The organism is Duganella rhizosphaerae (assembly GCF_040364205.1).
Classification (GTDB): domain Bacteria; phylum Pseudomonadota; class Gammaproteobacteria; order Burkholderiales; family Burkholderiaceae_D; genus Rugamonas; species Rugamonas rhizosphaerae.
This window is the reverse complement of sequence record NZ_BPWK01000002.1, coordinates 162,116-185,226: the sequence shown is the minus strand read 5'-3', so window position 1 is coordinate 185,226 and position 23,111 is coordinate 162,116. Positions and strand designations below refer to the sequence as shown.

22 protein-coding genes are annotated in these 23,111 nt (G+C 64.6%); 9 read left to right on the top strand and 13 right to left on the bottom strand.

Annotated features, from left to right (window positions below; genetic code table 11):
* Positions 1 to 12: 12 nt before the first annotated feature.
* Complete coding sequence (locus tag RUGAMON1_RS04725; RefSeq protein ID WP_445229414.1) at positions 13 to 357, top strand: winged helix-turn-helix transcriptional regulator; 345 nt, start codon at positions 13 to 15, stop codon at positions 355 to 357.
* A gap of 42 nt (positions 358 to 399) precedes the next feature.
* The gene (locus RUGAMON1_RS04720; RefSeq protein WP_020704961.1) at positions 400 to 954 is read left to right on the top strand and encodes a cob(I)yrinic acid a,c-diamide adenosyltransferase; all 555 of its coding nucleotides are present in this window, start codon (positions 400 to 402) and stop codon (positions 952 to 954) included.
* A 5-nt stretch (positions 955 to 959) separates the two neighbouring features.
* On the opposite strand, the gene RUGAMON1_RS04715 is transcribed toward RUGAMON1_RS04720, so the two are convergent.
* The 4 genes from RUGAMON1_RS04715 to RUGAMON1_RS04700 all read right to left on the bottom strand — a co-directional run bounded on the left by RUGAMON1_RS04715 (position 960) and on the right by RUGAMON1_RS04700 (position 4,891).
* Complete coding sequence (locus RUGAMON1_RS04715; RefSeq protein WP_445229413.1) at positions 960 to 1,712, bottom strand: M48 family metalloprotease; 753 nt, start codon at positions 1,710 to 1,712, stop codon at positions 960 to 962.
* A 162-nt stretch (positions 1,713 to 1,874) separates the two neighbouring features.
* The gene (dxs, locus tag RUGAMON1_RS04710; protein ID WP_445229412.1) at positions 1,875 to 3,746 is read right to left on the bottom strand and encodes a 1-deoxy-D-xylulose-5-phosphate synthase; all 1,872 of its coding nucleotides are present in this window, start codon (positions 3,744 to 3,746) and stop codon (positions 1,875 to 1,877) included.
* On the bottom strand, positions 3,747 to 4,637 hold the full coding sequence (locus tag RUGAMON1_RS04705; protein WP_445229411.1) for a polyprenyl synthetase family protein: 891 nt from the start codon (positions 4,635 to 4,637) through the stop codon (positions 3,747 to 3,749).
* On the bottom strand, positions 4,634 to 4,891 hold the full coding sequence (locus tag RUGAMON1_RS04700) for an exodeoxyribonuclease VII small subunit (protein ID WP_116992359.1): 258 nt from the start codon (positions 4,889 to 4,891) through the stop codon (positions 4,634 to 4,636). The genes RUGAMON1_RS04705 and RUGAMON1_RS04700 overlap by 4 nt, the downstream gene beginning before the upstream one ends.
* A gap of 335 nt (positions 4,892 to 5,226) precedes the next feature.
* On the opposite strand from RUGAMON1_RS04700, the gene RUGAMON1_RS04695 reads away from it, so the two are divergent.
* From RUGAMON1_RS04695 to RUGAMON1_RS04685, 3 genes are all read left to right on the top strand, one after another.
* Positions 5,227 to 6,327: an aromatic ring-hydroxylating oxygenase subunit alpha gene (locus tag RUGAMON1_RS04695; protein WP_445229410.1), complete on the top strand. Its 1,101-nt coding sequence runs from the start codon at positions 5,227 to 5,229 to the stop codon at positions 6,325 to 6,327.
* A 7-nt stretch (positions 6,328 to 6,334) separates the two neighbouring features.
* The gene (locus RUGAMON1_RS04690; protein ID WP_445229409.1) at positions 6,335 to 7,258 is read left to right on the top strand and encodes a DMT family transporter; all 924 of its coding nucleotides are present in this window, start codon (positions 6,335 to 6,337) and stop codon (positions 7,256 to 7,258) included.
* An 82-nt stretch (positions 7,259 to 7,340) separates the two neighbouring features.
* Complete coding sequence (locus RUGAMON1_RS04685) at positions 7,341 to 8,192, top strand: sulfurtransferase (RefSeq protein WP_445229408.1); 852 nt, start codon at positions 7,341 to 7,343, stop codon at positions 8,190 to 8,192.
* On the opposite strand, the gene RUGAMON1_RS04680 is transcribed toward RUGAMON1_RS04685, so the two are convergent.
* The 5 genes from RUGAMON1_RS04680 to polA all read right to left on the bottom strand — a co-directional run bounded on the left by RUGAMON1_RS04680 (position 8,189) and on the right by polA (position 13,406).
* Positions 8,189 to 8,491 (bottom strand): type II toxin-antitoxin system RelE/ParE family toxin, encoded by a 303-nt coding sequence (locus RUGAMON1_RS04680; RefSeq protein ID WP_445229407.1) that lies wholly within the window; start codon positions 8,489 to 8,491, stop codon positions 8,189 to 8,191. The genes RUGAMON1_RS04685 and RUGAMON1_RS04680 overlap by 4 nt on opposite strands.
* On the bottom strand, positions 8,463 to 8,744 hold the full coding sequence (locus RUGAMON1_RS04675; RefSeq protein ID WP_445229406.1) for a hypothetical protein: 282 nt from the start codon (positions 8,742 to 8,744) through the stop codon (positions 8,463 to 8,465). Before RUGAMON1_RS04675 ends, RUGAMON1_RS04680 begins: the two co-directional genes overlap by 29 nt.
* Positions 8,745 to 8,805: 61 nt before the next feature.
* The gene (locus RUGAMON1_RS04670; RefSeq protein ID WP_445229405.1) at positions 8,806 to 9,507 is read right to left on the bottom strand and encodes a ZIP family metal transporter; all 702 of its coding nucleotides are present in this window, start codon (positions 9,505 to 9,507) and stop codon (positions 8,806 to 8,808) included.
* Positions 9,508 to 9,692: 185 nt separating this feature from the next.
* Positions 9,693 to 10,577: a dienelactone hydrolase family protein gene (locus RUGAMON1_RS04665; RefSeq protein WP_445229404.1), complete on the bottom strand. Its 885-nt coding sequence runs from the start codon at positions 10,575 to 10,577 to the stop codon at positions 9,693 to 9,695.
* A gap of 30 nt (positions 10,578 to 10,607) precedes the next feature.
* Complete coding sequence (gene polA, locus RUGAMON1_RS04660; protein WP_445229403.1) at positions 10,608 to 13,406, bottom strand: DNA polymerase I; 2,799 nt, start codon at positions 13,404 to 13,406, stop codon at positions 10,608 to 10,610.
* A 248-nt stretch (positions 13,407 to 13,654) separates the two neighbouring features.
* On the opposite strand from polA, the gene RUGAMON1_RS04655 reads away from it, so the two are divergent.
* From RUGAMON1_RS04655 to RUGAMON1_RS04640, 4 genes are all read left to right on the top strand, one after another.
* Complete coding sequence (locus RUGAMON1_RS04655) at positions 13,655 to 14,059, top strand: hypothetical protein (RefSeq protein WP_445229402.1); 405 nt, start codon at positions 13,655 to 13,657, stop codon at positions 14,057 to 14,059.
* 82 nt (positions 14,060 to 14,141) lie between these two features.
* Positions 14,142 to 15,101: a homoserine kinase gene (locus RUGAMON1_RS04650; RefSeq protein ID WP_445229401.1), complete on the top strand. Its 960-nt coding sequence runs from the start codon at positions 14,142 to 14,144 to the stop codon at positions 15,099 to 15,101.
* Positions 15,098 to 15,871, top strand: coding sequence for a BPSS1780 family membrane protein (locus RUGAMON1_RS04645; RefSeq protein ID WP_445229400.1), 774 nt, complete (start codon positions 15,098 to 15,100; stop codon positions 15,869 to 15,871). Before RUGAMON1_RS04650 ends, RUGAMON1_RS04645 begins: the two co-directional genes overlap by 4 nt.
* Positions 15,872 to 15,886: 15 nt before the next feature.
* Positions 15,887 to 16,978, top strand: a complete 1,092-nt coding sequence (locus RUGAMON1_RS04640) for an acyltransferase family protein (protein ID WP_445229399.1) — start codon at positions 15,887 to 15,889, stop codon at positions 16,976 to 16,978.
* Positions 16,979 to 16,987: 9 nt separating this feature from the next.
* Here RUGAMON1_RS04640 and RUGAMON1_RS04635 read toward each other — a convergent pair whose 3' ends face one another.
* The 4 genes from RUGAMON1_RS04635 to RUGAMON1_RS04620 all read right to left on the bottom strand — a co-directional run bounded on the left by RUGAMON1_RS04635 (position 16,988) and on the right by RUGAMON1_RS04620 (position 23,055).
* Positions 16,988 to 19,291 carry a UvrD-helicase domain-containing protein gene (locus RUGAMON1_RS04635; protein WP_445229398.1) on the bottom strand — a complete coding sequence of 768 codons (2,304 nt, stop codon included), beginning with the start codon at positions 19,289 to 19,291 and terminating at the stop codon, positions 16,988 to 16,990.
* Positions 19,292 to 19,336: 45 nt separating this feature from the next.
* Complete coding sequence (locus tag RUGAMON1_RS04630; protein WP_445229397.1) at positions 19,337 to 21,505, bottom strand: M56 family metallopeptidase; 2,169 nt, start codon at positions 21,503 to 21,505, stop codon at positions 19,337 to 19,339.
* A 132-nt stretch (positions 21,506 to 21,637) separates the two neighbouring features.
* Complete coding sequence (locus RUGAMON1_RS04625) at positions 21,638 to 21,820, bottom strand: hypothetical protein (RefSeq protein ID WP_445229396.1); 183 nt, start codon at positions 21,818 to 21,820, stop codon at positions 21,638 to 21,640.
* A 128-nt stretch (positions 21,821 to 21,948) separates the two neighbouring features.
* Positions 21,949 to 23,055 carry an S-(hydroxymethyl)glutathione dehydrogenase/class III alcohol dehydrogenase gene (locus RUGAMON1_RS04620; protein WP_445229395.1) on the bottom strand — a complete coding sequence of 369 codons (1,107 nt, stop codon included), beginning with the start codon at positions 23,053 to 23,055 and terminating at the stop codon, positions 21,949 to 21,951.
* Between the last annotated feature and the right edge of the window lie 56 nt (positions 23,056 to 23,111).

Below are 23,111 nucleotides of genomic sequence, written 5' to 3'. Positions count from 1 at the left end.
GAAAGGAGCGCCATGACGCAACGACGGTGGCATATCGAAAACCCGGTCGACTGTCCGCTGGTGGCGGCGATCAATATCGTCGGTGGCAAATGGAAGCCGATCATCCTGCACATGCTGGGTACGCGCACCATGCGCTTTGGCGAACTGCAGCGCAGCATTCCGCCGGTCAGCCAGAAAATGCTGACGCAGCAGCTACGCGAACTGGAGGCGGACGGCATCGTCCAGCGCCGGGTGTATGACGAAAAACCGCTGCGCACCGACTATTCGCTGACCGCGCTGGGCGCCAGTCTGTGGCCCGTGCTGCACACGCTGTACGATTGGGGGCAGCAGCTGGTGGAGCACAAGGCCGCCGCGTAGTCTACAATCGCATCCTCACACTTTCATGCATCAGGGAGCACCATGGGCAATCGACTCTCCAAAATCGCCACCCGCACCGGCGACGGCGGCACCACCGGCCTCGGTGACGGCAGCCGCACCGACAAGGACAGCGTGCGCATCCACTCGATCGGCGAAGTCGACGAGCTGAACTCGCACATCGGCCTGCTGCTGTGCGAAGACATGCCGGCCGACCTGCGCGAAGAGCTGGTCACCATCCAGCACGACCTGTTCGACCTGGGCGGCGAGTTGTGCATCCCCGGCTACCAGATGATCACCGAGGCGCACGTCGAGCGGCTCGATACGCTGCTGGCCAAGTACAACGCCACCCTGCCGGCGCTGACGGAATTCATCCTGCCGGCCGGCTCGCGCGCGGCCTCGCAGGCGCACGTGTGCCGCACCGTGTGCCGCCGCGCCGAACGCGCCATCGTCACGCTGGGCAAGACCGAGACCATCCACGAGCATCCGCGCCAGTATGTGAACCGCTTGTCGGATTTGATGTTTGTGCTGTCGCGGGTGTTGAACCGCTTCGGCGGCGGCAGCGACGTGCTGTGGCAGCACGAGCGCAAGCGCGGCTGAGACGCTTACCGGTCGGACTGGAACAACAGCGCCATGCCCTTGGCCATGCTGAGGCGCGAGGCGCTGGCCGGATAGGCGCTGGACACCAGCGCCGCCTGGTCGCCGGTCGACAGCTTGCGGTAGAAGCTGACCATGTCGGCCGCCGGCCAGCCGGCGCGGTGGGCCAGCACCATGCCCAATTGGTCCGCCTCCGACTCCTGCATGCTCGATAGCTTGGACAGGCGGATCTGCACCGACAGGTCGCTTTCCAGCCGCTCCATCACCACCTCCAGCGGCACCGCCGGATAGCGGTTCAGGAATAGCGCTTCCGACAAGGTTTCGCGGTGATGCTCGGCCACCGCGTGGGCGACTTCGTGGCCTAGCAAGGTCGCCAGTTCACCGTCGCTGAGAGCCAGCTGGCGCACAAAGGCGCTGCCCACCAGGATTTTGCCGCCGGCCATGCAGATGGCGTCGACTTCGGCGTCGCTGGTGGTATGGAACTCCCACTCCCAACCGACCACTTCCGGCTTCAGCGCCACGGCGGCGCGTATCAGGCCGGCGCCGATGGTTTGCAGCCGCGCCAGCAAGATGCGGTCGTCGTCCAGGCGCCCGGCCGCTGCCAGTTCGACCACGCGGTCGATATAGTGGTCCTCCACCGTACTGGCCACTTCCTCGGCGCTAAAACTCAGCTCCTGCGCCCTGCCCGATTCCGGCACCTGCGCGCCCGCCGCCCCGCAGGCGAACAGCAAACCGGCAAACACGGAAGCAACGGCATTCATGGCGATATAAACCGAATAAACTGTTTATACCAATATAGGATGCGCCTGCACGATAGGCAAGAAAAACCGGGGGTCAAGTCTGACATTCGGACACGAGCTGTTCCGTAGTGCGTGCTACGGAACAGCTCGTGTCCGAATGTCAGACTTGACCCCCGGGTGGGTTTAGCCGTTGTTGACGACCAGGCGCGGCTCGGCGGCGGCGTGGCGTTGCTTGATCGAGGCGGTGATGCCGGCGGCGTCCAGGCCCACGCTGGCCAGCAGCTTGGCCGGGTCGCCGTGGTCGATGAACTTGTCCGGCAGGCCCAGCATCTGCAACGGCTTGACGATGCCTTCGGCGGCCATCGCTTCGGCCACGGCGGAGCCGGCGCCGCCCATGATGGAGCCCTCTTCCACCGTCACCAGGTAGTCGTGCTCGGCGGCCAGTTGCTTCACCAGTTCCACGTCCAGCGGTTTGACGAAGCGCATATTGGCGACCGTGGCGTCCAGCGCCTCGCCGGCGGCCATCGCCGGCGCCACCATCGAACCGAAGGCCAAAATGGCAATCTTCTGGCCCTTGCGCTTGATTTCGCCCTTGCCGATTTCCAGCGCGGTCAGCTCCGGCTTGATCGCCGCACCGTTGCCGGCGCCGCGTGGATAGCGGATCGCCGCCGGCCCCTTGTACTGGTAGCCGGTGGTCAGCATCTGGCGGCATTCGTTTTCGTCCGAGGCGGCCATGACCACCATGTTCGGAATGCAGCGCAGATACGCCATGTCGTAGTTGCCGGCGTGGGTGGCGCCGTCGGCGCCCACCAGGCCCGCGCGGTCCAGCGCGAACGTCACGTCCAGGTTTTGCAGCGCGACGTCGTGGATCAGCTGGTCGTAGCCGCGCTGCAGGAAGGTGGAGTAGATCGCCACTACCGGCTTCAGGCCTTCGCAGGCCAGGCCGGCGCCGAAGGTCACGGCGTGCTGCTCGGCGATGCCGACGTCGAAGTAGCGGTCAGGATATTCCTGCTCGAAGCGCACCATGCCCGAACCTTCGCGCATGGCCGGCGTGATCGCGACCAGCTTCTTGTCGGCGGCCGCCATGTCGCACAGCCAGTTGCCGAACACGTCGGTGTAGCTCATCTTGCCCGGCGCGACGGCCGGCTTGATGCCTTCGGCCGGATTGAACTTCGGCGTGCCGTGGTACAGCACCGGCTCCGCCTCGGCCAGCTTGTAGCCCTGGCCCTTCTTGGTCACCACGTGCAGGAACTGCGGGCCCTTGAGCTGCTTGATGTTCTGCAGCGTCGGCACCAGCGATTCCAGGTCGTGGCCGTCGATCGGGCCGATGTAGTTGAAGCCGAACTCCTCGAACATCGTGGCCGGCACCACCATGCCCTTGGCGTGCTCTTCCAGGCGCTTGGCCAGCTCCAGCACGGGGCCGGGCAGCACGGATTTGCCGACGTTCTTGGCGGCGGCGTAGAACTGGCCCGACATCAGGCGCGCCAGGTAGCGGTTCAGCGCGCCCACCGGCGGCGAGATCGACATGTCGTTGTCGTTCAGGATCACCAGCAGGTTCAGGTCCTCCTGCACGCCGGCGTTGTTCAGCGCTTCGAAGGCCATGCCGGCCGTCATCGAGCCGTCGCCGATCACGGCGATCGCGTGGCGGTGTTCGCCCTTGATCTTGGCCGCCTGCGCCATGCCCAGCGCCGCCGAGATCGAGGTCGACGAGTGCGCGGTGCCGAAGGTGTCGTACTCGCTTTCGTCGCGTTTCGGGAAGCCGGAAATGCCGTTCAGCTGGCGCAGCGTGTGCATGCGCTCGCGGCGGCCGGTGAGGATCTTGTGCGAATAGGTCTGGTGGCCCACGTCCCACACGATGCGGTCGTGCGGCGTGTTGAACACGTAGTGCAGCGCCACGGTCAGTTCGACCGTGCCCAGGTTGGACGACAGGTGGCCGCCGGTCTTCGAGACCGAATCGAGCAGGTAGCTGCGCAGTTCATGCGCGAGCGGCGTCAGCTGGGTGCGCGCCAGTTTGCGCACATCCGCCGGTGAGTCTATGTTTTCGAGCAATTTCATTTATGCCTTCCGCTGCACGATCAAATCCGCGAGTTCGCGTAACCGCAGAGCTTTTTCTCCAAACGGCGCGAGCGCTGCGTGCGCGTCGAGCCGCAATGTTTGCGCCAGTGCGCGCGACGGTTCCAGACCCAGGATCGAGACATAGGTCGGTTTGTTGTCGGCGGCGTCCTTGCCGGCGGTCTTGCCCAGCGTGGCCGAATCGGCCGTGGCGTCGAGTACGTCGTCCACCACCTGGAAAGCCAGGCCGATGGCGCGTGCATAGTCGTTCAGCGCCTGCAGTTCGGCCGGATCGAGATCCTTGCCGGCCAGCGCGCCCAGTACCACCGCGGCGCGCAACAGCGCGCCGGTTTTGAGCTGGTGCATCTGCTCCAGCTGTTCCAGCGTCAGGCTCAGGCCCACGCTGTCGAGATCGATTGCCTGGCCGCCGCACATGCCGGCCGAGCCGGAAGCGTGCGCCAGCAGGCGCAGCATCGCCACCTGGCGCGCCGCAGGGATGCTGTCGGCTTCGGACAGCACCAGGAAAGCCTGCGATTGCAGCGCGTCGCCGACCAGCAGCGCGGTCGCTTCATCGTAGGCCACGTGCACCGTCGGCTTGCCGCGGCGCAATTCATCGTCGTCCATGCACGGCATGTCGTCGTGCACCAGCGAGTAGGCGTGGATCATTTCCACCGCCGCCGCCGCGCGGCTCAGGATGGCAGCATCGGCGCCGAACAGGGCGCCGGCCGCGTACACCAGCAGCGGACGCACGCGCTTGCCGCCGCCCAGCAGCGCATAGCGCATCGCCGCGTGCAGCTTGGTCGGGACCGTGGTGACAGGGGGCAGGAAAGCGGATAAATCGTTTTCCGATGCCGCCTGCACGGTCTTCATCCAATCGTCGAAGGCGCCGTTCATTGTTCGGCCTCGCCGGCTTCCGCGAAAGGCTTGAGCATGTCGCCTTCCAGCACCTTGACCTGGGATTCCACTTTCTCCAACTGGGCGGCGCAGAACTTCACCAGCTCCGAGCCGCGCGCATAGGCGGCCACCGAGGCTTCCAGCGGCAGTTGGCCTGCCTCCATTTGTGCAACCAGCTGCGCCAGTTCCGCCATCGCTTCTTCAAACGAGACGGGGGCGGCGGCGGTCGCGTCGGCAGTTAATTTCTTAGACATAGTCACTCAGGTTTCAAGGCAAAAACACGTGCCAGCGCAGTGTAGCCCGTTATTTTAGAACAAACCACCTTATCAGGTGGAACTATAGCGGCCCGGCCAGCGGTGTAAACTATGGATTTTATCGCAATCATCCCTATATCCCGCATAAGCATGCGTTTATTGCAATGATACGCTGATAAATACACTGATAAACGAGCACGGCAGTCCGCTGGAACGAGGAGAAACGCGGTATAATCTCCGGTTCTGTCCGAAATACCATTTTCAACAACTTTGAATTCAGGTCTTTACGGATTCTGTCTCTCTTTGGTTTGATGTACATATTAAGGGGGGTTGGGATGTCCGATCTGGGTACCCACGCCAAGCTGGCGCGTCCAAACGCGCAACTTCCGGTTGACGTCTACTTTGACGAAGCGCTACTGCAGCGGGAAATGCAGCAATTATTCCAGGCCGGCCCGCGCTACATCGGGCACGAGCTGATGGTGCCGAATGTCGGCGACTTCGCGACCCTCGTTTCCGAAAACGAAGGGCGTATGCTGGTGCGCAACGCAAACGGACTGGAGCTGCTGTCCAACGTCTGCCGCCATCGCCAGGCGCTGATGTTCAACGGCCGCGGCAACGCCAACAACATCGTCTGCCCGCTGCACCGCTGGACCTACGACCTCAAGGGGGAGCTGATCGGCGCGCCGCACTTCCCGGAGACGCCGTGCCTGAACCTGCCGAAGACCAAGCTGCAAAGCTGGAACGGCCTGCTGTTCGAGCAGAACGGCTACAACGTCATGGAAAAGCTCAAGGATCTGTCGGTCACCAAGGACCTGGATTTCTCCGGCTATATGTTCGACCACGTCGAAGTCCAGACCTGCAACTACAACTGGAAGACTTTCATTGAAGTCTATCTGGAAGACTATCACGTCGAGCCCTTCCATCCGGGCCTGGGCGGCTTCGTCAGCTGCGACGACCTGCGCTGGGAATTCGGCCGCGACTACAGCGTGCAGACGGTCGGCGTCAACCGGGGCCTGCAGAAGTCCGGTTCCGAAATCTACAAGCGCTGGCAGGAGCAGGTGCTCAAGTTCCGCGGCGGCGAACCGCCGCCGTACGGCGCCATCTGGCTGACGCTGTATCCGAACATCATGGTCGAGTGGTATCCGCATGTGCTGATCGTCTCGACGCTGTGGCCGGACGGCCCGCAACGCACCAAGAACGTGGTCGAGTTCTACTACCCCGAGGAAATCGTGCTGTTCGAGCGCGAGTTCATCGAAGCGGAACGCGCGGCCTACTTTGAAACCTGCGTCGAGGACGACGAGATCGCCCTGCGCATGGATGCCGGCCGCAAGGTGCTGATGCAACGCGGCACCAGCGACGCCGGTCCTTACCAGTCGCCGATGGAAGACGGCATGCAGCACTTCCACGAATGGTACCGGGCCAATATCGATTTATAGGAAACCGATGCAGTCACTTTGGATGTTGTTTGCCAGTTTCATGTTCGCCGCCATGGGGGTGTGCGTGAAGCTGGCCTCGGAGCAGTTCTCCACATCCGAAATCGTCATGTACCGCGGCGTGGTCGGCGTGACCGTGCTGTTCACCATCATCAAACTTCAAGGCGGTAAATTTACCACCACCATGCCGGGCGCCCACCTGTGGCGCGGGCTGGTCGGCGTGGTGTCGCTGTGGCTGTGGTTTTACGCCATCGCCAAGCTGCCGCTGGCCACCGCCATGACCCTCAACTACATGGCGCCGATCTGGATCGCCGTGTGGCTGTTCGCGCTGGGCTGGTGGCACGCCAAGAACCAGGTCAAGTGGCCGCTGCTGGCGGCGGTCGGCATGAGCTTTGTCGGCGTCACGCTGCTGTTGCAGCCGGCCTTCCATTCCAATCAACTGACGCCGGCGCTGATCGCGCTCAGCTCCAGCGTGCTGTCGGCCATGGCCTATATGCAGGTGCGCAAGCTGGGGCTGGCCGGAGAGCCAGAGAACCGCGTGGTGTTCTACTTCTCGATCATGAATCTGTTGGCCGGCATCGCCGGCAATTTCGTGTTTGCCGGCGACCAGGGCGCGGTGTGGCATCCGATCACCAGCATGCACGGCGGCTTGCTGTTGCTGGGCATAGGCATCTGCGCCACCAGCGCGCAGATCGCCATGACGCGCGCCTATCGCCTGGGACAGACGCTGGTGGTGGCCAATCTGCAATACACCGGCATCGTGTTTTCCAGCGTGTGGGGCGTGTTGGTGTTTGGCGACGTGTTCAGCTGGCATAGCTGGGCGGGCATAGGCGTGATACTGGTGTCCGGTGTGGCCACAACGTTTTACAATACGCGTAACACCGAGCGCGGTAAGGCGATAGCCAGTACCGACCCCATAGCCAGCGAAGTCTAAGAGGCCGTTTCAACATGCCCACAGCTTCGTTACAGCTCCTCGCTGCGGGCATGTTGAAACAACCTCTAAGGAACCCCGGAATATGCACACCACTCTGATCGACGCAGCCGAACTGTCCCAGCACCTGACCGACGACAATTGGGTAATACTGGATTGCCGCCACGACCTGATGAATCCCAACGCGGGCCGCGACGGTTTTGCCATCGGCCACATCCAGAACGCGCAGTTCGCCAATATCGATACCGACCTGTCCGGCGCCAAGCAGGGTGAGGACGGCAAGTTCCGCGGCCGCCATCCGCTGCCGGAGCGCGCGGCGCTGATCGAGACCTTGCGCGGCTGGGGCATCAACGACGACACGCAGGTCGTGGCGTATGACGCGCACGGCGGCATGTTCGCGGCGCGCCTGTGGTGGCTGCTGCGCTGGGTGGGCCATCCGGCGGTGGCGGTGCTGGACGGCGGTCTGGCCGCATGGCAGTCGCAAGGCTTGGCTATGGTGACGCCGGCAGCGCCGCGCGCGCGCGGTACGATCCACGAGCAGTCATCGCTGGCGCCGACGGTATCGGTGGAGGACGTGGTGGCCAATCTGGCCACGCAGGCGCGCACTGTGGTCGATGCCCGCGCGGCCGACCGTTATCGCGGCGAGAATGAGACCATCGATCCGGTCGGCGGCCATATTCCCGGCGCCAAGAACCGCTTCTTCAAGGACAACCTGAACGCCGACGGCCGTTTCAAGGACGCCGCGCAATTGAAGGAAGAATTCACGCCGCTGTTCGCCAGCGCGCAGCAGGCGATCATGCAGTGCGGCTCGGGCGTGACGGCCTGCCACAACCTGCTGGCACTGGAAGTGGCCGGCCTCTCAGGCGCCGCGCTCTACCCCGGCTCCTGGAGCGAATGGTGCGCCGACCCGGCCCGGCCGGTGGCGACCGGCGCTTAACCTTTGCGCCTCTGGCGCGCCCAACGGGTAACCATGATTTCACCTTGATGGACACGATAGTCAATCGTATGGCCAGTCTTCGGGACAGGGAATCGACGCGTGTCGCGCCTATCGGTGGGCGTGCCAATTCCCGGCTGAGCTGCGATCACATCCAAGGCATTTTGCAATCGCTGCAAGACAAGCTCGCTTGCTAAAGCATCTTGCGCGTGAATATGAGCAATGGTCTGATCGAGCGATCTGCGTGCCGTCGATGACCAGCGTATTGCCAGCTTAGCCGGTTTTACGCTTGGGTTTGACATGGGCTTCCAGGATACGTCGAGCCTGCGCCATTACCTCTTCGTTCGGGATGGTTCGGCCCGCCGCGATATCCGCATCCGCGTCCAGATCAGCCTGTACGCTCTCCTCTACATCGTCGAATCCATACTGCCAAACTTCTGGCCAAAGGTGTTCTGCGCTAACTTGAGCCAAGGCAGCCAGCCGTTCCAGGCGAGCGCGATCGGGGGCGGAGAGAGCCGCTAACGCTTCAGCTTGCTTTTTTTGTCTGGAGTTCATCCCGCCATGATACTCCCGGCGCCGCCTGGTGCAAGCGTGCCGGGTTGAGCGGTCACAAGCCTCAGTGGCCGTGGGTCAGGAACAGCACGATGGCGACGCCGAGCGCGATCAGCAACACTTGCGGGATGGTTTCGCGCAGCGTGGCGCGGCGCTGCATCTGCGGCATCAGGTCGCTGACGGCGATGTAGATGAAGCCCGACGAGGCGAACACCAGCACATACGGAATCATGCTGCTGGCGCGCTCCAGCGTGTAATAACCCAGCAAACCGCCGGCGATCGCCAGCAGGCTGCACAGCAAATTATAGACATACGCCCGCGTGCGCGAGAAGCCGGCGTTGAGCAGCACGATGAAATCGCCGATCTCCTGCGGAATCTCGTGCGCGATGATGGCCAGCCCGGTCACCAGCCCCAGCTCCGGATTGGCCAGGAAGGCCGCCGCGATCAGGATGCCGTCGGTGAAGTTGTGCATGCCGTCGCCGACCAGGATCATCCAGCCGGCCTTGCCCGCCTCGCGCTTGTCGTGGCCATGGTGATGATGGTGGCCGTCGCCCTCGTGGTGGTGCGAATGGCGCAGGATGGCCGTCTTCTCCAGCAGGAAGAAGGCCAGCAGCCCGCCCAGCAGGGTCGCGAACAGGCTGCGCGCGCTGGCGCCCGATTCGAACGCTTCCGGCAAGGCGTGCAGCAAGGAGGTCGACAACATGATGCCCACCGACAGGCTGACCATGCGCTCCACCACCTTCGACAGCAGCGTAAACGAGAACACCGCGGCAGCCGAGATGCTGACGACGCCGGCAACCGTGGTGGCCAGTAGGATGGAGATGAGTACGGGATCGATGTTATAGCCTCTTGTAGCAGGGACCGCGCCGCTGCGCGCAGGCCGGGGGCGTCATTTTACCGCCCGGCCCGGTTTTATGCTCATCTTTGGCTAAAAACCCGGTAAAACAGGGCTTAGATCACGCCGTTTTGCTTGAACCACACCTGCAAACGGGCCCAGCCATCCTTGGCGTCGGCCTCGACGTAGCTGGCGCGGTAGTCGGCGTGGAAGGCATGGCCGGAGTTCGGATAGACGACGAAGCTCGCCTTGTTCGGTCCCTTGGCCAGCGCCGCCTTCATCGCCGCGATCGAATCCTGGCTGATGCCGGTGTCCTTCAGGCCGTACAGGCCCAGCACCGGCACCGTCAGAGATCCAGCGATATCAACTGGGTGCCTGGGAGTCACCGGAGTGCTGTCGCCCATCAGGCGGCCGTACCAGGCCACGCCGGCCTTGATGCTCGGATTGTGCGCGGCGTACATCCAGGTGATGCGGCCGCCCCAGCAGAAGCCGGTGATGCCGATCTTGTCGCCGTTGCCGCCATTGGCCTTGGCCCAGGCGACGGTCGCGTCGAGGTCGGCCATCACTTGTGCGTCCGGCGTCTTGGAGATGATGTCGCGTTGCAGCTCGGCGATCGAGGCGGCCTTTTGCGGATCGCCCTGGCGCACGAACAAGTCCGGCGCCAGCGCCAGGTAGCCCAACTTGGCGAAGCGGCGGGCGACGTCGGCGATGTGCTCGTGCACGCCGAAGATTTCCGACACCACCAGTATCACCGGCAGGTTGGTCTTGCCTTCGGGCTGGGCGCGGTACACCGGCACCTGCACGCCGGCCACCGTGAGGGTGATGGTGCCGGCGGTCAGGCCGGCGGTGTCGGTCTTGACGACGTTCTGCGCCACCACCGGCAGCGCGGCGGCGGCAAAGCCGGTGCCCAGCGCCACCTTCAGGAAGTCGCGGCGGTCGACGCCGTCCGACAGACTGGTTTTGGTCAGCAAACTCTCTGCGTCCTGCCTCAAATCATCCATGCGATTCCTCCGTAGATTGCGCTCCGAGGCTTAATGTGCCTCGTCCCAGTTTTTACCGACGCCGACTTCGGCGGTCAGCGGAACCTTCAGCTCCGCCACGCCGGCCATCAGCTTCGGCAGCATTTCCTTGACCAGCGCCAGTTCGGCGTCCGGCACTTCCAGCACCAGTTCATCATGCACCTGCATGATCATCTTGGTCTGCAGCTTATCCTTTTCCAGCCAGTCCTGCACCGCCACCATGGCCAGCTTGATCAGGTCGGCCGCCGTGCCCTGCATCGGCGCGTTGATCGCGGCGCGCTCTGCGCCCTGGCGGCGCGGGCCGTTCGGCGAATTGATCTCCGGCAGCCACAGGCGGCGGCCGAACACGGTCTCCACATAGCCGCGCGCCTTGGCCTGCAGGCGGGTGTCGTCCATGTACTGCTTGACGCCGGAGAAGCGGGCGAAATAGCGGTCGATATAGCTTTGCGCCGCGCCGCGCTCGATGCCCAGGTTGCCGGCCAGGCCGAACGCGCTCATGCCGTAGATCAGGCCGAAGTTGATGACCTTGGCGTAGCGGCGCTGCTCGCTGCTGACCTCTTCCGGCGGCACGCCGAAGATCTCGGCGGCGGTGGCGCGGTGAATGTCGACGCCCTCGGCAAACGCGCGCAGCATGTTCTCGTCTTCCGAGATGTGGGCCATGATGCGCAGTTCGATCTGCGAATAGTCGGCCGAGACGATGTGGCTGCCCGGCGGCGCGATGAAGGCTTCGCGAATGCGGCGGCCTTCCTTGGTGCGGATCGGGATGTTCTGCAAATTCGGATCGTTGGAGGCCAGTCGGCCCGTCACCGCCACCGCCTGCGCGTAGTTGGTGTGGACGCGGCCGGTGTCCTGGTTGATCCCCTTCGGCAGCTTGTCGGTGTAGGTCGACTTCAGCTTCGACAGGCTGCGGTATTCCAGCAGCACTTTCGGCAGCGGATAGTCCTCGGCCAGCTTTTGCAGCACCTCCTCGTCGGTGGACGGGGCGCCGCTCGGGGTCTTCTTCACCACCGGCAGCTTCAGCTTCTCGAAGAAGATCTCGCCGATCTGCTTCGGCGAGCCGAGGTTGAACGGTTGCTCGGCCAGTTCGTGCGCCTTCGCTTCCAGCTCGACGATGCGCGCGCCCAGCTCGGCCGACTGGGTGTTGAGCAGCTCGGCATCGATGTGCACGCCGTTGCGCTCGATCTTTTGCAGCACCACGGCGGTCGGCAGTTCGATGTTGCGGTAGATGAAGCTCAGCTTGGCGTCGTTTTCCACCTCGCCGATCATCGCAAGGTGCAGGCGCAGCGTGATGTCGGCGTCTTCCGCCGCGTACTCGGTGGCGCGGCCGATTTCCACCTTGTCGAAGGTGATCATGCTGGCGCCCTTGCCGCACACGTCCACGAACGGAATCGTCGTGTGGTTCAGGTGGCGCAGCGCCAGGCTGTCCATGTCGTGCGTGCGGTGCGATTCGAACACATACGATTCGAGCAGCGTGTCGTGCTCGATGCCTTGCAGCTTGACGCCGTGGTTGGCGAAGATGTGGCTGTCGTACTTCAGGTTCTGGCCGACCTTGAGCTTGTTCTTATCTTCCAGCCATGGCTTCAGCCTGGCCAGCACATGCTCGCGCGACAGCTGCTGCGGCACGCCGGGATATGCGTGCGCGACCGGGATGTAGCAGGCCACGCCCGGCTCCACCGACAGCGAAATGCCGACCATCTGCGCCGTCATCGGCTCCAGCGACGTGGTTTCGGTGTCGACCGCGGTGAGCTTGGCGGCGTCGATCAGGGCGATCCACTTGTCCAGTTGTGCGTCGGTGAGCACGGTTTCGTAGTTGGTGTTGAGCTTGGGCGCTTCGCCGAACATGTCCATGTTGACGGAGACGGCGCCGCCGGCCGCCGGCGCGGCGGCGGCGGCGGCGGCAGAAGCGGCGGCGGCAGCCTTGCCGGCCGCGCCGACCGGCGCCGACGGCGTGCTTCCGCCCAGCTCGCGCAACAGGGTCTTGAAGCCGTATTTGCTGAAGAAGGCCAGCAGCGTTTCCTGGTCTTCGCCGCGCGCCACCAGCGATTCGGCGATGGTCGCCATGTGGGCCGACAGGTCGCAGTCCAGCTTGACGGTGATCAGTTCGCGGCCCTTGGGCAGCCATTCCAGCGCGCTGCGCAGGTTCTCGCCCACCGCGCCGCCGATCTGCGCGGCGTTGGCGATCACGCCGTCCAGCGAGTCGTAGGCGCTCAGCCACTTGAGCGCGGTCTTCGGGCCGCACTTGGACACGCCCGGCACGTTGTCGACGGTGTCGCCGATCAGGGTCAGGTAGTCGATGATGCGGTTCGGCGGCACGCCGAACTTGGCCAGTACGCCGGCCTCGTCCATTTTCTCGTTGGTCATGGTGTTGATCAGCATGACCTTGTCGTTGACCAGCTGCGCCAGGTCCTTGTCGCCGGTGGACACCACCACGTTCATGCCGGCCTGCGCCGCCTGCACCGACAGCGTGCCGATGACGTCGTCCGCCTCCACGCCCTCGACCATCAGGATGGGCCAGCCCATGGCCTTGACCGCCTCGTGGATGGGCTCGATCTGCAGGCGCAGGTCGTCCGGCATCGAGGCGCGCGTGGCCTTGTATTCGGGATACATGTCGTCGCGGAAGGTCTTGCCCTTGGCGTCGAACACGCAGGCGATGTAGGCGGCCGGGTAGTCGGCGCGCAGGCGGCGCAACATATTGACCATGCCGTGCATGGCGCCGGTCGGATGGCCGTCGGGGCTGCGCAGGTCGGGCAGCGCGTGAAAGGCGCGATAGAGGTAACTGGAACCGTCAACTAACAGCAGGGTATTTTGCATAGACACTAGATATGGGTGAGGGCGCCGCGCAACAATGGCGGCAAGGCCACGAACGAATGCCGCATTATCGCAGGTTTTGGCGGCGCTTCCGCCACCCGCCACGGTCTTTTCAAAACAACAACATACTCGCCGGTGCCGTGGGGAAATCGGCTTTTAAAAACAGCGAAGCGTGTCTGTTTGTTACAATGGATCATACATAAAAATTTGACGGTTTTTCACAGCCGTTTTTCACCCTAAGGCGATCCATCATGACGCGCACCTCCTTTCTTGTGCCTGCCCTCCTCCTGACGCTCAGCGCCCACACGGCGTTTGCCCAGTCGACTCCGAGCCAGGCGCCGCCAAAACTGGAAAAGATCGAGGAAGTGGCCGAAGATCCGATCACCGTGACCGCCAAGCCGACGCCGGAACGCAAGATCACCGAAAAGCGCGACAACAGCGGCCAGGTGGTGGAAGCGACCGTCAAAAGCGGCCCCAGCACCTACACGCTGAAGCCGAACCGCCCGGCCGGCACCGCCTTACCCGGCGATGCGATGGGGAGCGCCAACCGCGGCCCCCAATGGACGGTGATGGAATTCGACATCGGCAAGAAAAAGAAAAAAACCACGGAAGAAGACGGCTCGACGGACACCGCCGCGCCACCCGCCGTGAAATAACGCGCGCGCCCGCCCAGCGCGGGCGTCCCCCGGCGCCCGTCCCGACGGCGGCGCCGCTCACCGAACCTCATCAAGTTTTCTCATGGCAGTGTTTACCCCGGTCAGCCTGGACGACCTTACCCAGTGGATCAAGCAATTCCCCCTCGGCCAGCCCTTGGCGCTCAAAGGCATCGCCAGCGGCATCGAGAACAGCAACTTTTTCCTGACGACGGAAGCGGGCGACTACGTCCTGACCATCTTCGAGGTGCTGACCTTCGAGCAGTTGCCGTTTTACCTCAAGCTGATGCACCACCTGGCCGATCGCGGCGTGCTGGTGCCGGCGCCGGTCGCCAACGACCAGGGCGAGCTGATTGTTGCCCTTCACGGCAAGCCGGCGGCCATCGTCACCAAGCTCGAAGGCAAGTCGCAGATGGACCCGCAGCCGGTGCATTGCGCCGCCGTCGGCGCCATGCTGGCGCGCATGCACCTGGCCGGCGTCGACTATCCGCTGCAGCAGCCCAATCTGCGCGGCCTGGACTGGTGGAACGAGACCACGCCGCAGGTGCTGCCCTTCCTCGACGAGCGCTGCGCCCACCTGCTGCGCGCCGAGATGCATTTCCAGGAAGCGTTTGCCGGCTGCGACACCTACCGCGCGCTGCAACGCGGCCCGGTGCACGCCGACCTGTTCCGCAACAACGTGATGTTTGACGGCGAACGCCTGACCGGCTTCTTCGACTTCTACTTCGCCGGCTGCGACACCTGGCTGTTCGACGTCGCCGTCACCGTCAACGACTGGTGCATCGCCCTCGACACCGGCGTGCTCGACACCGCCCGCGTGCGCGCCATGCTGGACGCCTACCACGCCGTGCGGCCGTTCACCGACGCCGAGCAGACCGCCTGGCAGCCGATGCTGCGCGCGGCGGCGCTGCGCTTCTGGCTGTCGCGCCTGTACGACTTCCACCTGCCGCGCGCAGCGGAGATGCTGACGCCGCACGATCCGACCCACTTCGAACACATCCTGCGCGAACGCATCGCCACGCCGGCGCCGGGATTGCGCGGATGAACAAGCTCCCCGCCAAGGCCGGTTGGCACTGGGTCAAGCAGGCCATGCAGCTGTTTCGCAAGCAGCCGGGCGCGCTGATGGCGCTGTTCTTCTGCTGCATGTTCCTGTCGCTGTTCTCGCTGGTGGTGCCCTTCCTCGGCTCGATCGCGCCGACCTTGCTGGCGCCGATGTTCAGCATCGCCATGCTGCAAGCGTGCGCCGACGTCGACCACGACAAGCGGGCCCTGCCGAACCTGGTGTTCAGCGGCTTCCGCAAGCCGGTGCGCAAACCCTTGCTGGGACTGGGCGTGCTGCACCTGCTGGTGATGCTGCTCGCGCTGGCGGTGCTGAGCTGGCTGGACGACGGCGTGCTGATCCAGATGGCCTCGCGCCAGATCCCGATGGACCAGGACTTGCTGGAAAACTCCCGCAGCGCGCTGTTCGTCTCGTCCGGCATCTACATGCTGGGCTGGATGCTGACCTGCCTGGCCGCGCCGCTGATCTACTGGCAAAAGATGACGCTGGCCAAGGCGCTGTTCTTCAGCGTGGTGGCGGTGTGCCGCGACATCAAGGCCTTCCTGACGGCGGCCGTGGTGCTGTTCCTGATGTTCCAGGTCGGCAGCATGCTGCCGATGCTGGTGTTCGACTCGGCGCAGCTGAAGGTGACGGCCATCTTCACCCTGTTCCTGATCATGGTGGTGCTGATGCACTGCACCCTGTACGCCTGCTACCGCCAGATCTTCGGCACGCCGGAGGCCAGCGCGCCGCCGGTCGCGCCACCCGCTCCTTAATCTTCTTTTCGCCCCATGACCACACCCCGCACGCTGGCCGCCGCCATCGAATCGAACGACAATAGTTTCAACCTGGTGCGACTGGTCGCCGCCTTGCTGGTGGTGCTGTACCACGCCGGCGTGCACCGCACCGTGGCGCCGGGGCCGGATCCGTTCAGCGCGCTGCTGCCGCCGAGCGCCGACATCGGCGCGCTGGCGGTCGACGTCTTCTTCGTCCTGAGCGGCCTGTTCATCACGCAAAGCTGGATGCGCGATCCCGACCTGCCGCGCTTCATCGCGCGCCGCGTCACGCGCCTGGTGCCGGGCCTGTTCGTCTGCCTGGCGCTGACCACTGTCGTCGCCGTGATCTTCTTCTCGGCCGAAGGCATCGCCGGCCTGGCCGATCCGGCGCCGTGGCGCTACATCTTCAACGGCGCCATGCTGCACTGGCTGGTCTACATCATCCCGCCGGCCGAGCTGGCGCTGCCCAAGGTGCTGGGCGGGGCGCCGCTGAACGGCTCGCTGTGGACGGTGTACTGGGAGGGCCGCATGTATGTGATGGTGGCGCTGATCGGCTTCGCGGCGATCCTGCCGATGCGGCGCTGGATGATGGCGATGTCGCTGATCCTGGCGCTGGCGGCGTTTCAATTCCCCACCGTGCTGGCCGGCTATGTGTGGGAAGAGCGGCTGTGGACGCTGTTCCTGAGCGGCATGCTGCTGCAAACGCTGGCCGCCGATGTGCGCTTCGGTCCGCGCCAATTCATCGCCGCCGGCGTGCTGCTGGCCTTGAATTCGACCCGCTGGCTGGCCCTGGAACACCAGGCCCTGACGGTGTTCGGCGTCAACCTGGTGTGCATCACGCTGGCGCTGTGGGTGGGCAGTTCGCAGCTGCTGCGCTGGCGCCATTTGCAGCGCCACGATTACTCCTACGCCATCTACATCTATCACTGGCCGGTGATGATCATGCTGAAAAACGTGCTGCCGCCATCCGGCATCTGGACCATGCTGGCGGCCACGCTGGCGATCGTGCTGCCGTTGTCGGTGTTCAGCTGGCATTGCGTGGAAGCGCCGGCGCTGGCCTATGTGCGCGCCGCGCTGAAGCGGCGGCGCGGGATCGCCGCCGCGTAAGCCGGGGGTCTAGCGGCCCAGGCGGTCCAGCTTGGCGATGCTGAGGTCGAGCACCTTCATGCCGTGGCTGCCGAAGTTGATCTGCGCGCGGGCGTTGTTGCCGCTGCCCTCGATGTTGACGATCACCCCCTCGCCGAACTTGCCGTGCGCGACGGACTCGCCGATGCGCCAGCCGCTGCCCGGCGATTTCTGCGCGATCTTCTGCGCGATGGCGTTGTCCGAACCGACCAGCGGCGCCTGGTCCCAGGCCGATTTCTTGTTGCCGGACCAGTGGGACTGCACCTTCGGCGACAGCCACTTCAATGATTCTTCCGGCAGCTCGTCGAAGAAGCGCGACTTCATGTTGTAGCGGGTCTGGCCGTGCAGCATGCGGGTCTGCGCGAAGCACATGTACAGGCGCTGGCGCGCGCGCGTGATCGCCACGTACATCAGACGGCGCTCCTCTTCCACACCGTCGTGCTCGCGCGAGCTGCTCTCGTGCGGGAACAGGCCCTCTTCCAGTCCGGTGATGAAGACGTTGTTGAACTCCAGCCCCTTGGCCGAGTGCACCGTCATCATCTGCACGGCTTGCTGGCCGGCGGTGGCCTGGTTGTCGCCCGCCTCCAGCGACGCGTGCGACAGGAAGGCCGACAGCGGCGACATCACGGTCGGCAGCGCGGCGTCGGCGTCGAGGATCTCGAAGCCGTCCTCGTTGACGATGGGCACGCCCGCCTGGGCCTGCGCCTGCGGGCCAAGGTGCGCCGGGGCGCCCTGGCCGAAACCTTCCTCGGACACGAACTGGGTGGCCGCGCTGACCATCTGCTCCAGGTTCTCGATGCGGTCGGCGCCTTCTTTTTCGGTCTGGTAGTGGGCCAGCAGGCCGGACGCCTCCAGCACCACGCGCACCAGTTCCGGCAGGGCCATCTGCTGCGTTTCAAAGCGCGCGCCCTCGACCAGCTTGACGAAGCCGCCCAGCGACGAACCGGCCTTGCCGGCCACATACGGCACCGCCGCGTACAACGAAATGCGGTGCTGGTCGGCGGCCGCCTGCAAGGCTTCGATCGAACGCAAGCCGATGCCGCGGGTCGGGAAGTTCACCACGCGCAGGAAGGCCGAATCGTTGTGCGGATTGTCCATCAGCTGCAGGTAGGCGATCGCGTGCTTGACCTCGGCGCGCTGGAAGTAGCGCAGGCCGCCGTACACGTGGTAGGGAATGCCGGCCGAGAACAGCGCATGCTCGATCACGCGCGACTGCGCGTTGGAGCGGTACAGCACGGCGATCTCGCTGCGGGCGGCGCCGTCGGCGATCAGGTTCTTGGTTTCCTCGATGATCCACTGCGCCTCGGCCAGGTCGGAGCTGGCTTCGTACACGCGCACCGGTTCGCCGTGGCCGGCGTCGGTGCGCAGGTTCTTGCCCAGGCGCTTGCTGTTGTTGGCGATCAGCACGTTGGCGGCGTCCAGGATGTGGCCGTGGGAGCGGTAGTTCTGCTCCAGCTTGATCAGGTTCTGCACCTTGAACTCGCGTTCGAAGGCGCTCATGTTGCCGACGTTGGCGCCGCGGAAGGCGTAAATGCTCTGGTCGTCGTCGCCGACGGCGAACAGGGCGCTGCCGCCGTCGCGCTCGCCGTGGCCGGCCAGCAGCTTGAGCCACTTGTATTGCAGGTCATTGGTATCCTGGAACTCGTCGACCAGGATGTGCTTGAAGCGCTGCTGGTAGTGCTCGCGCAGCGGCTGGTTGCGGCTGAGCAGCTCGTAGGTGCGCAGCAGCAGCTCGGCGAAATCGACCACGCCTTCGCGCTGGCACTGGTCGTCGTACAGCTGGTAGAGCTCGCACTTCTTGCGCTCGTCGGCGTTGTAGGGTTCGATCTTGTTGGCGCGCAGGCCCTGGTCCTTGGCGCCGTTGATGAAGTACATCACCTCTTTCGGCGGAAACTTCTCGTCGTCGACGTTGTTGGCCTTGATCAGGCGCTTGATGGCCGACAGCTGGTCCTGGGTATCGAGGATCTGGAAGGTCTGCGGCAGCGCGGCGTCGCGGTGATGGGTGCGCAGCAGGCGGTTGCACAGGCCGTGGAAGGTGCCGATCCACATGCCGCGCGTATTGATCGGCAACATCGCCGACAAACGCGTCATCATTTCCTTGGCGGCCTTGTTGGTGAAGGTCACCGCCAGCAGGCCGGACGGCGACACCTGGCCGGTTTGAATCAGCCAGGCGATGCGGGTCGTCAGTACGCGGGTTTTGCCGGAGCCGGCGCCCGCAAGGATCAGGGCGCTTTGTGCCGGCAGGGTCACGGCGGCGAGTTGTTCGTCGTTGAGGTTATGAAGAAGATTGTGCATGCCGTGATTATACCGGCACTGGCTGCATACACAGTACTTCCTGGTTTAGGCGGACGGCGCCGGGACGGCTTTGCCGGCCTTGATGGCGTCCTTGATCAGCTCCTTCATGGTGCGCTCGGCTTCGCGGCTGGCCTTGGCTTGCTCGCGGCCCAGCTCGCCCATGGCCTGGCCCAGCTCGGCCATCGGCTTGCCGGCTTCCGACATCTGCTTGCTCAGCGCCTTCATCGGCTCCTGCATGGCGTGGATTTTCTCCAGTTGCGGCGCCAGTTCGCGCTGGGATTGGGCGATCTGGCTTTGCAGCGGCGCCATTTCCGCCTGCAACGCGGCCTGGCGCTCGTGGAAGCGGCGCAGCTTTTCCGGGGTCGGATCGTCGCCCATTTCGCGCGCGGCCTGCTCGATGCGGCGGCCCAGCGCTTCCTGCTGGCGGCCAACCCGCTCGATCAGGCGCTGCTGGCGGTCCATGTCCAGCTGGGCCCGGCCTTCGGTATCCCGGCCCAGTTTCTCCATTTGCCGGCCCAGCGCGTCCATGACTTTGCCTTGCGCATCCATTTTCTTGCCCTGCTCATCCATCTTCGCACCGATGCGGTTGACGGCGGCCCACGCTTCGTCAGCCTTGGCGATGGCGGCCGGGTCCTGGATCAGATAGGCCTTGTCGCCGTCGCGGAACCAGATGAAGTCGCCCTTGACGGCGCGGCGCGCGTTCTCGATTTTGGGCAGGTCCTGGTGCGTGGCCGAGACCGTCATGTTGTCCTTGTTGGCGTGTACCAGCGCATAGCCGGAACGCTGGCCGTCGCGGCTGGAGAAGGTGGCGCGATCAAAATGGTAGCTTTGCGCTCCAGCCGGAGCCGCAGGCGGTGCGGGCGGCGCTGCAGGCGCTGCCGGTGCCGCCGGCGCAGCTGGGACTGCAGGCAAGGCTGCGACTGCTGGAACTGCTGGCACTGCCGGCATCGCTGGCATTGCGGGAGCCGCCGCCAGCACGCGCGGAGGCTTGGCTGGCTTCGGCGGTTTGGCCGGCGCTGCTGGCGCCGCCAGCTCGGCGACTGGAGCCGGCTCCGCAGGCTCTGCGGGCGCTGCCGGAGCGGCAGGTTCCGGCGGTGCAGGCGGTGCTACCGGCTCGGCCTGGTCAGCGTCAGCCACCTGGCTGACTTGGGCGATCTGCGCGCCGGCGGCAACGGCCGGCGGCGCGGCGTGGGCGTAGAACACCGCACCGGCAGCAAACAAACCCATCAGGGGCAAGGCCATTTTCCAGCTGACCGGTTCGACATCGGGACGCAGCAGGCGTTTAATACGAGACATGAGATTTCCTCCGTGAGCCGCGTGGGCTAGTTGTGTGGTGTCGAACTGGAACCGATCCAGTTCCGACAGGGCCTTTGCCAGCCTCTGGGGCTGGCCAAGCATGTCCACCGCGAGGTCGTCGGCGATTTGTTCCCGCTCGATCCGTATCCTGCGTGACAGGGCCCAAACACTAGGGTGATAGAACAGCACGATCTCGATCGCGCTTTGAATCAGGTTGACCAGGTAGTCGTGCCGCTTGATGTGGGCCAGCTCGTGCGCCAGCAGCGCCTCCAGCAGATCGGGCGGCATGCCGCTGACCAGCGCGGTCGGCACCAGCACGATGGGACGCCAGCAGCCGGCCGTGATCGGGCTGTCCAGCAGATCGGCCACGCCCAGCCGCACATGGCGTTCGATGTCGAAGCGGCGCGCCAGTTCGGACAGGCGCCGCTGCCAGTAATGATTGACGGTGTATTCGCCGGCGCGGGTGCGCTCGGCAACCCACTTCAGGCCCAGCGCCAGCCGCAGCGACATCAGCGCCGCGCCGGCCAGCCACAGGCCGACCACCCACGGCAGCTGGCGCCGCAGCAGCGTTTCAATCGAGGAAAAAGCGCCATCGCCCAGCAGGCCGGGCGCGGCGGCAGCGGCGGCCTGACCGGCGGCGTCCGCCATACCTGCGCCCTGCCCGGCAAACACGCGCAACAGCGCGGCGGAGCCGGCGCCGCTGTCGGCATCGGCCAGCTGGGCCAGGATGCCGGCCAGCGGCAGCGCCGCGCACAGCAACATGCCGGCACAGGCCACGGCGTAACGGGTCTGCGGACGGGCCCCGCGCAGCGCATGCATCGCCAGCGCGACAGCCCAGCCGATCAACAGGCCCTGCCAGATAAAGTGCAGCAGCGCCCAGCCGACGGCGGGCACCAGGGCGGCCAGGACGCTGCTCATGAGCGTCCTGCCTGCCGTGAAATCTTATGATTGCGTATCGCTTCCATTCCGCACTCCCCAGTTGATGGATGTAGAATAAATTATCTAGATGACGATGTCTAGAACTTTTTTTCTACATCCACCCAACCGGGTTTAGTGGGCGCGTTTGGCGCTGATGGTGACGACTGGCATCTTGACGCCGTCCACCACGACCATCTTGACCGAGCCGGCGTCGATGGCCGGCGTGGCGCGCACTTCGGCGCTGGCGTAGCCGGTGGCGCACAGGATAACTGCGCTGGCGACGAAGATGATTTCCATGTTTTTCAGTACGTTCATGATGTTTCTCCTTCAGTGGTGGGCCTTACTTCCATGACTCCACTGTAGACAAACACACCGCTGAACGCCTGCGGATTGCGACGGAATGCAAGTTGACCGGAGCCAGCTGCATTCCGCGGCGACAGACGTCAATAGATGACGACGGAACGGATCGATTCGCCGCTCTTCATCAAATCGAAGCCTTCGTTGATGCGTTCCAGCGGCAGGCGATGGGTGATCAGGTCGTCGATATTGAGCTTGCCCTCCATGTACCAGTCGACGATCTTCGGCACGTCGGTGCGGCCGCGCGCGCCGCCGAATGCGGAGCCCTTCCACACCCGCCCCGTCACCAGCTGGAACGGACGGGTGGAAATCTCCTGCCCCGCCGCCGCTACGCCGATGATGATGGACTGGCCCCAGCCCTTGTGGCAGCACTCGAGCGCCTGGCGCATGGTGGTGGTGTTGCCGATGCACTCGAAGCTGTAGTCGGCGCCGCCGTCGGTCAGCTGGATGATGGCGTCGACCACGTTCTCCACTTCCTTCGGATTGATGAAATGGGTCATGCCGAACTTGCGCGCCATCTCCTGGCGGGCCGGGTTGATGTCGACGCCGATGATCTTGTCGGCGCCCACCATCCTGGCCGCCTGGATCACGTTCAGGCCGATGCCGCCCAGGCCGAACACCACCACGTTGGCGCCCGCCTCGACCTTGGCCGTGAACAGCACCGCGCCGACGCCGGTGGTGACGCCGCAACCGATGTAGCAAACCTTGTCGAACGGCGCGTCGGAACGGATCTTGGCCAGCGCGATCTCCGGCACCACGATGTAGTTGGAGAAGGTCGACGTACCCATGTAGTGGTAGATCGGCTTGCCGTCGATGGAGAAGCGGCTGGTGGCGTCCGGCATCAGGCCGCGGCCCTGCGTCGAGCGGATCGACTGGCACAGGTTGGTCTTCTGCGACAGACAGAATTTGCACTGGCGGCATTCCGGCGTGTACAGCGGAATGACGTGGTCGTCCTTCTTGAGCGACTTGACGCCGGGGCCGACGTCGACCACCACGCCCGCGCCTTCATGGCCGAGGATGGCCGGGAAGATGCCTTCCGGATCGGCGCCGGACAGGGTGTAGTAATCGGTGTGGCAGATGCCGGTGGCCTTGATCTCGACCAGCACCTCGCCTTCGCGCGGGCCGCCCAGTTCCACTTCCTCGATCGTCAGCGGTTTGCCCGCCTGCCATGCAATAGCTGCTTTGGTTTTCATTGTTCGTCCTGTGGCTGCGTTGTTCGGGGCACCGGAACGGGGGGCCGTTCCGGTGG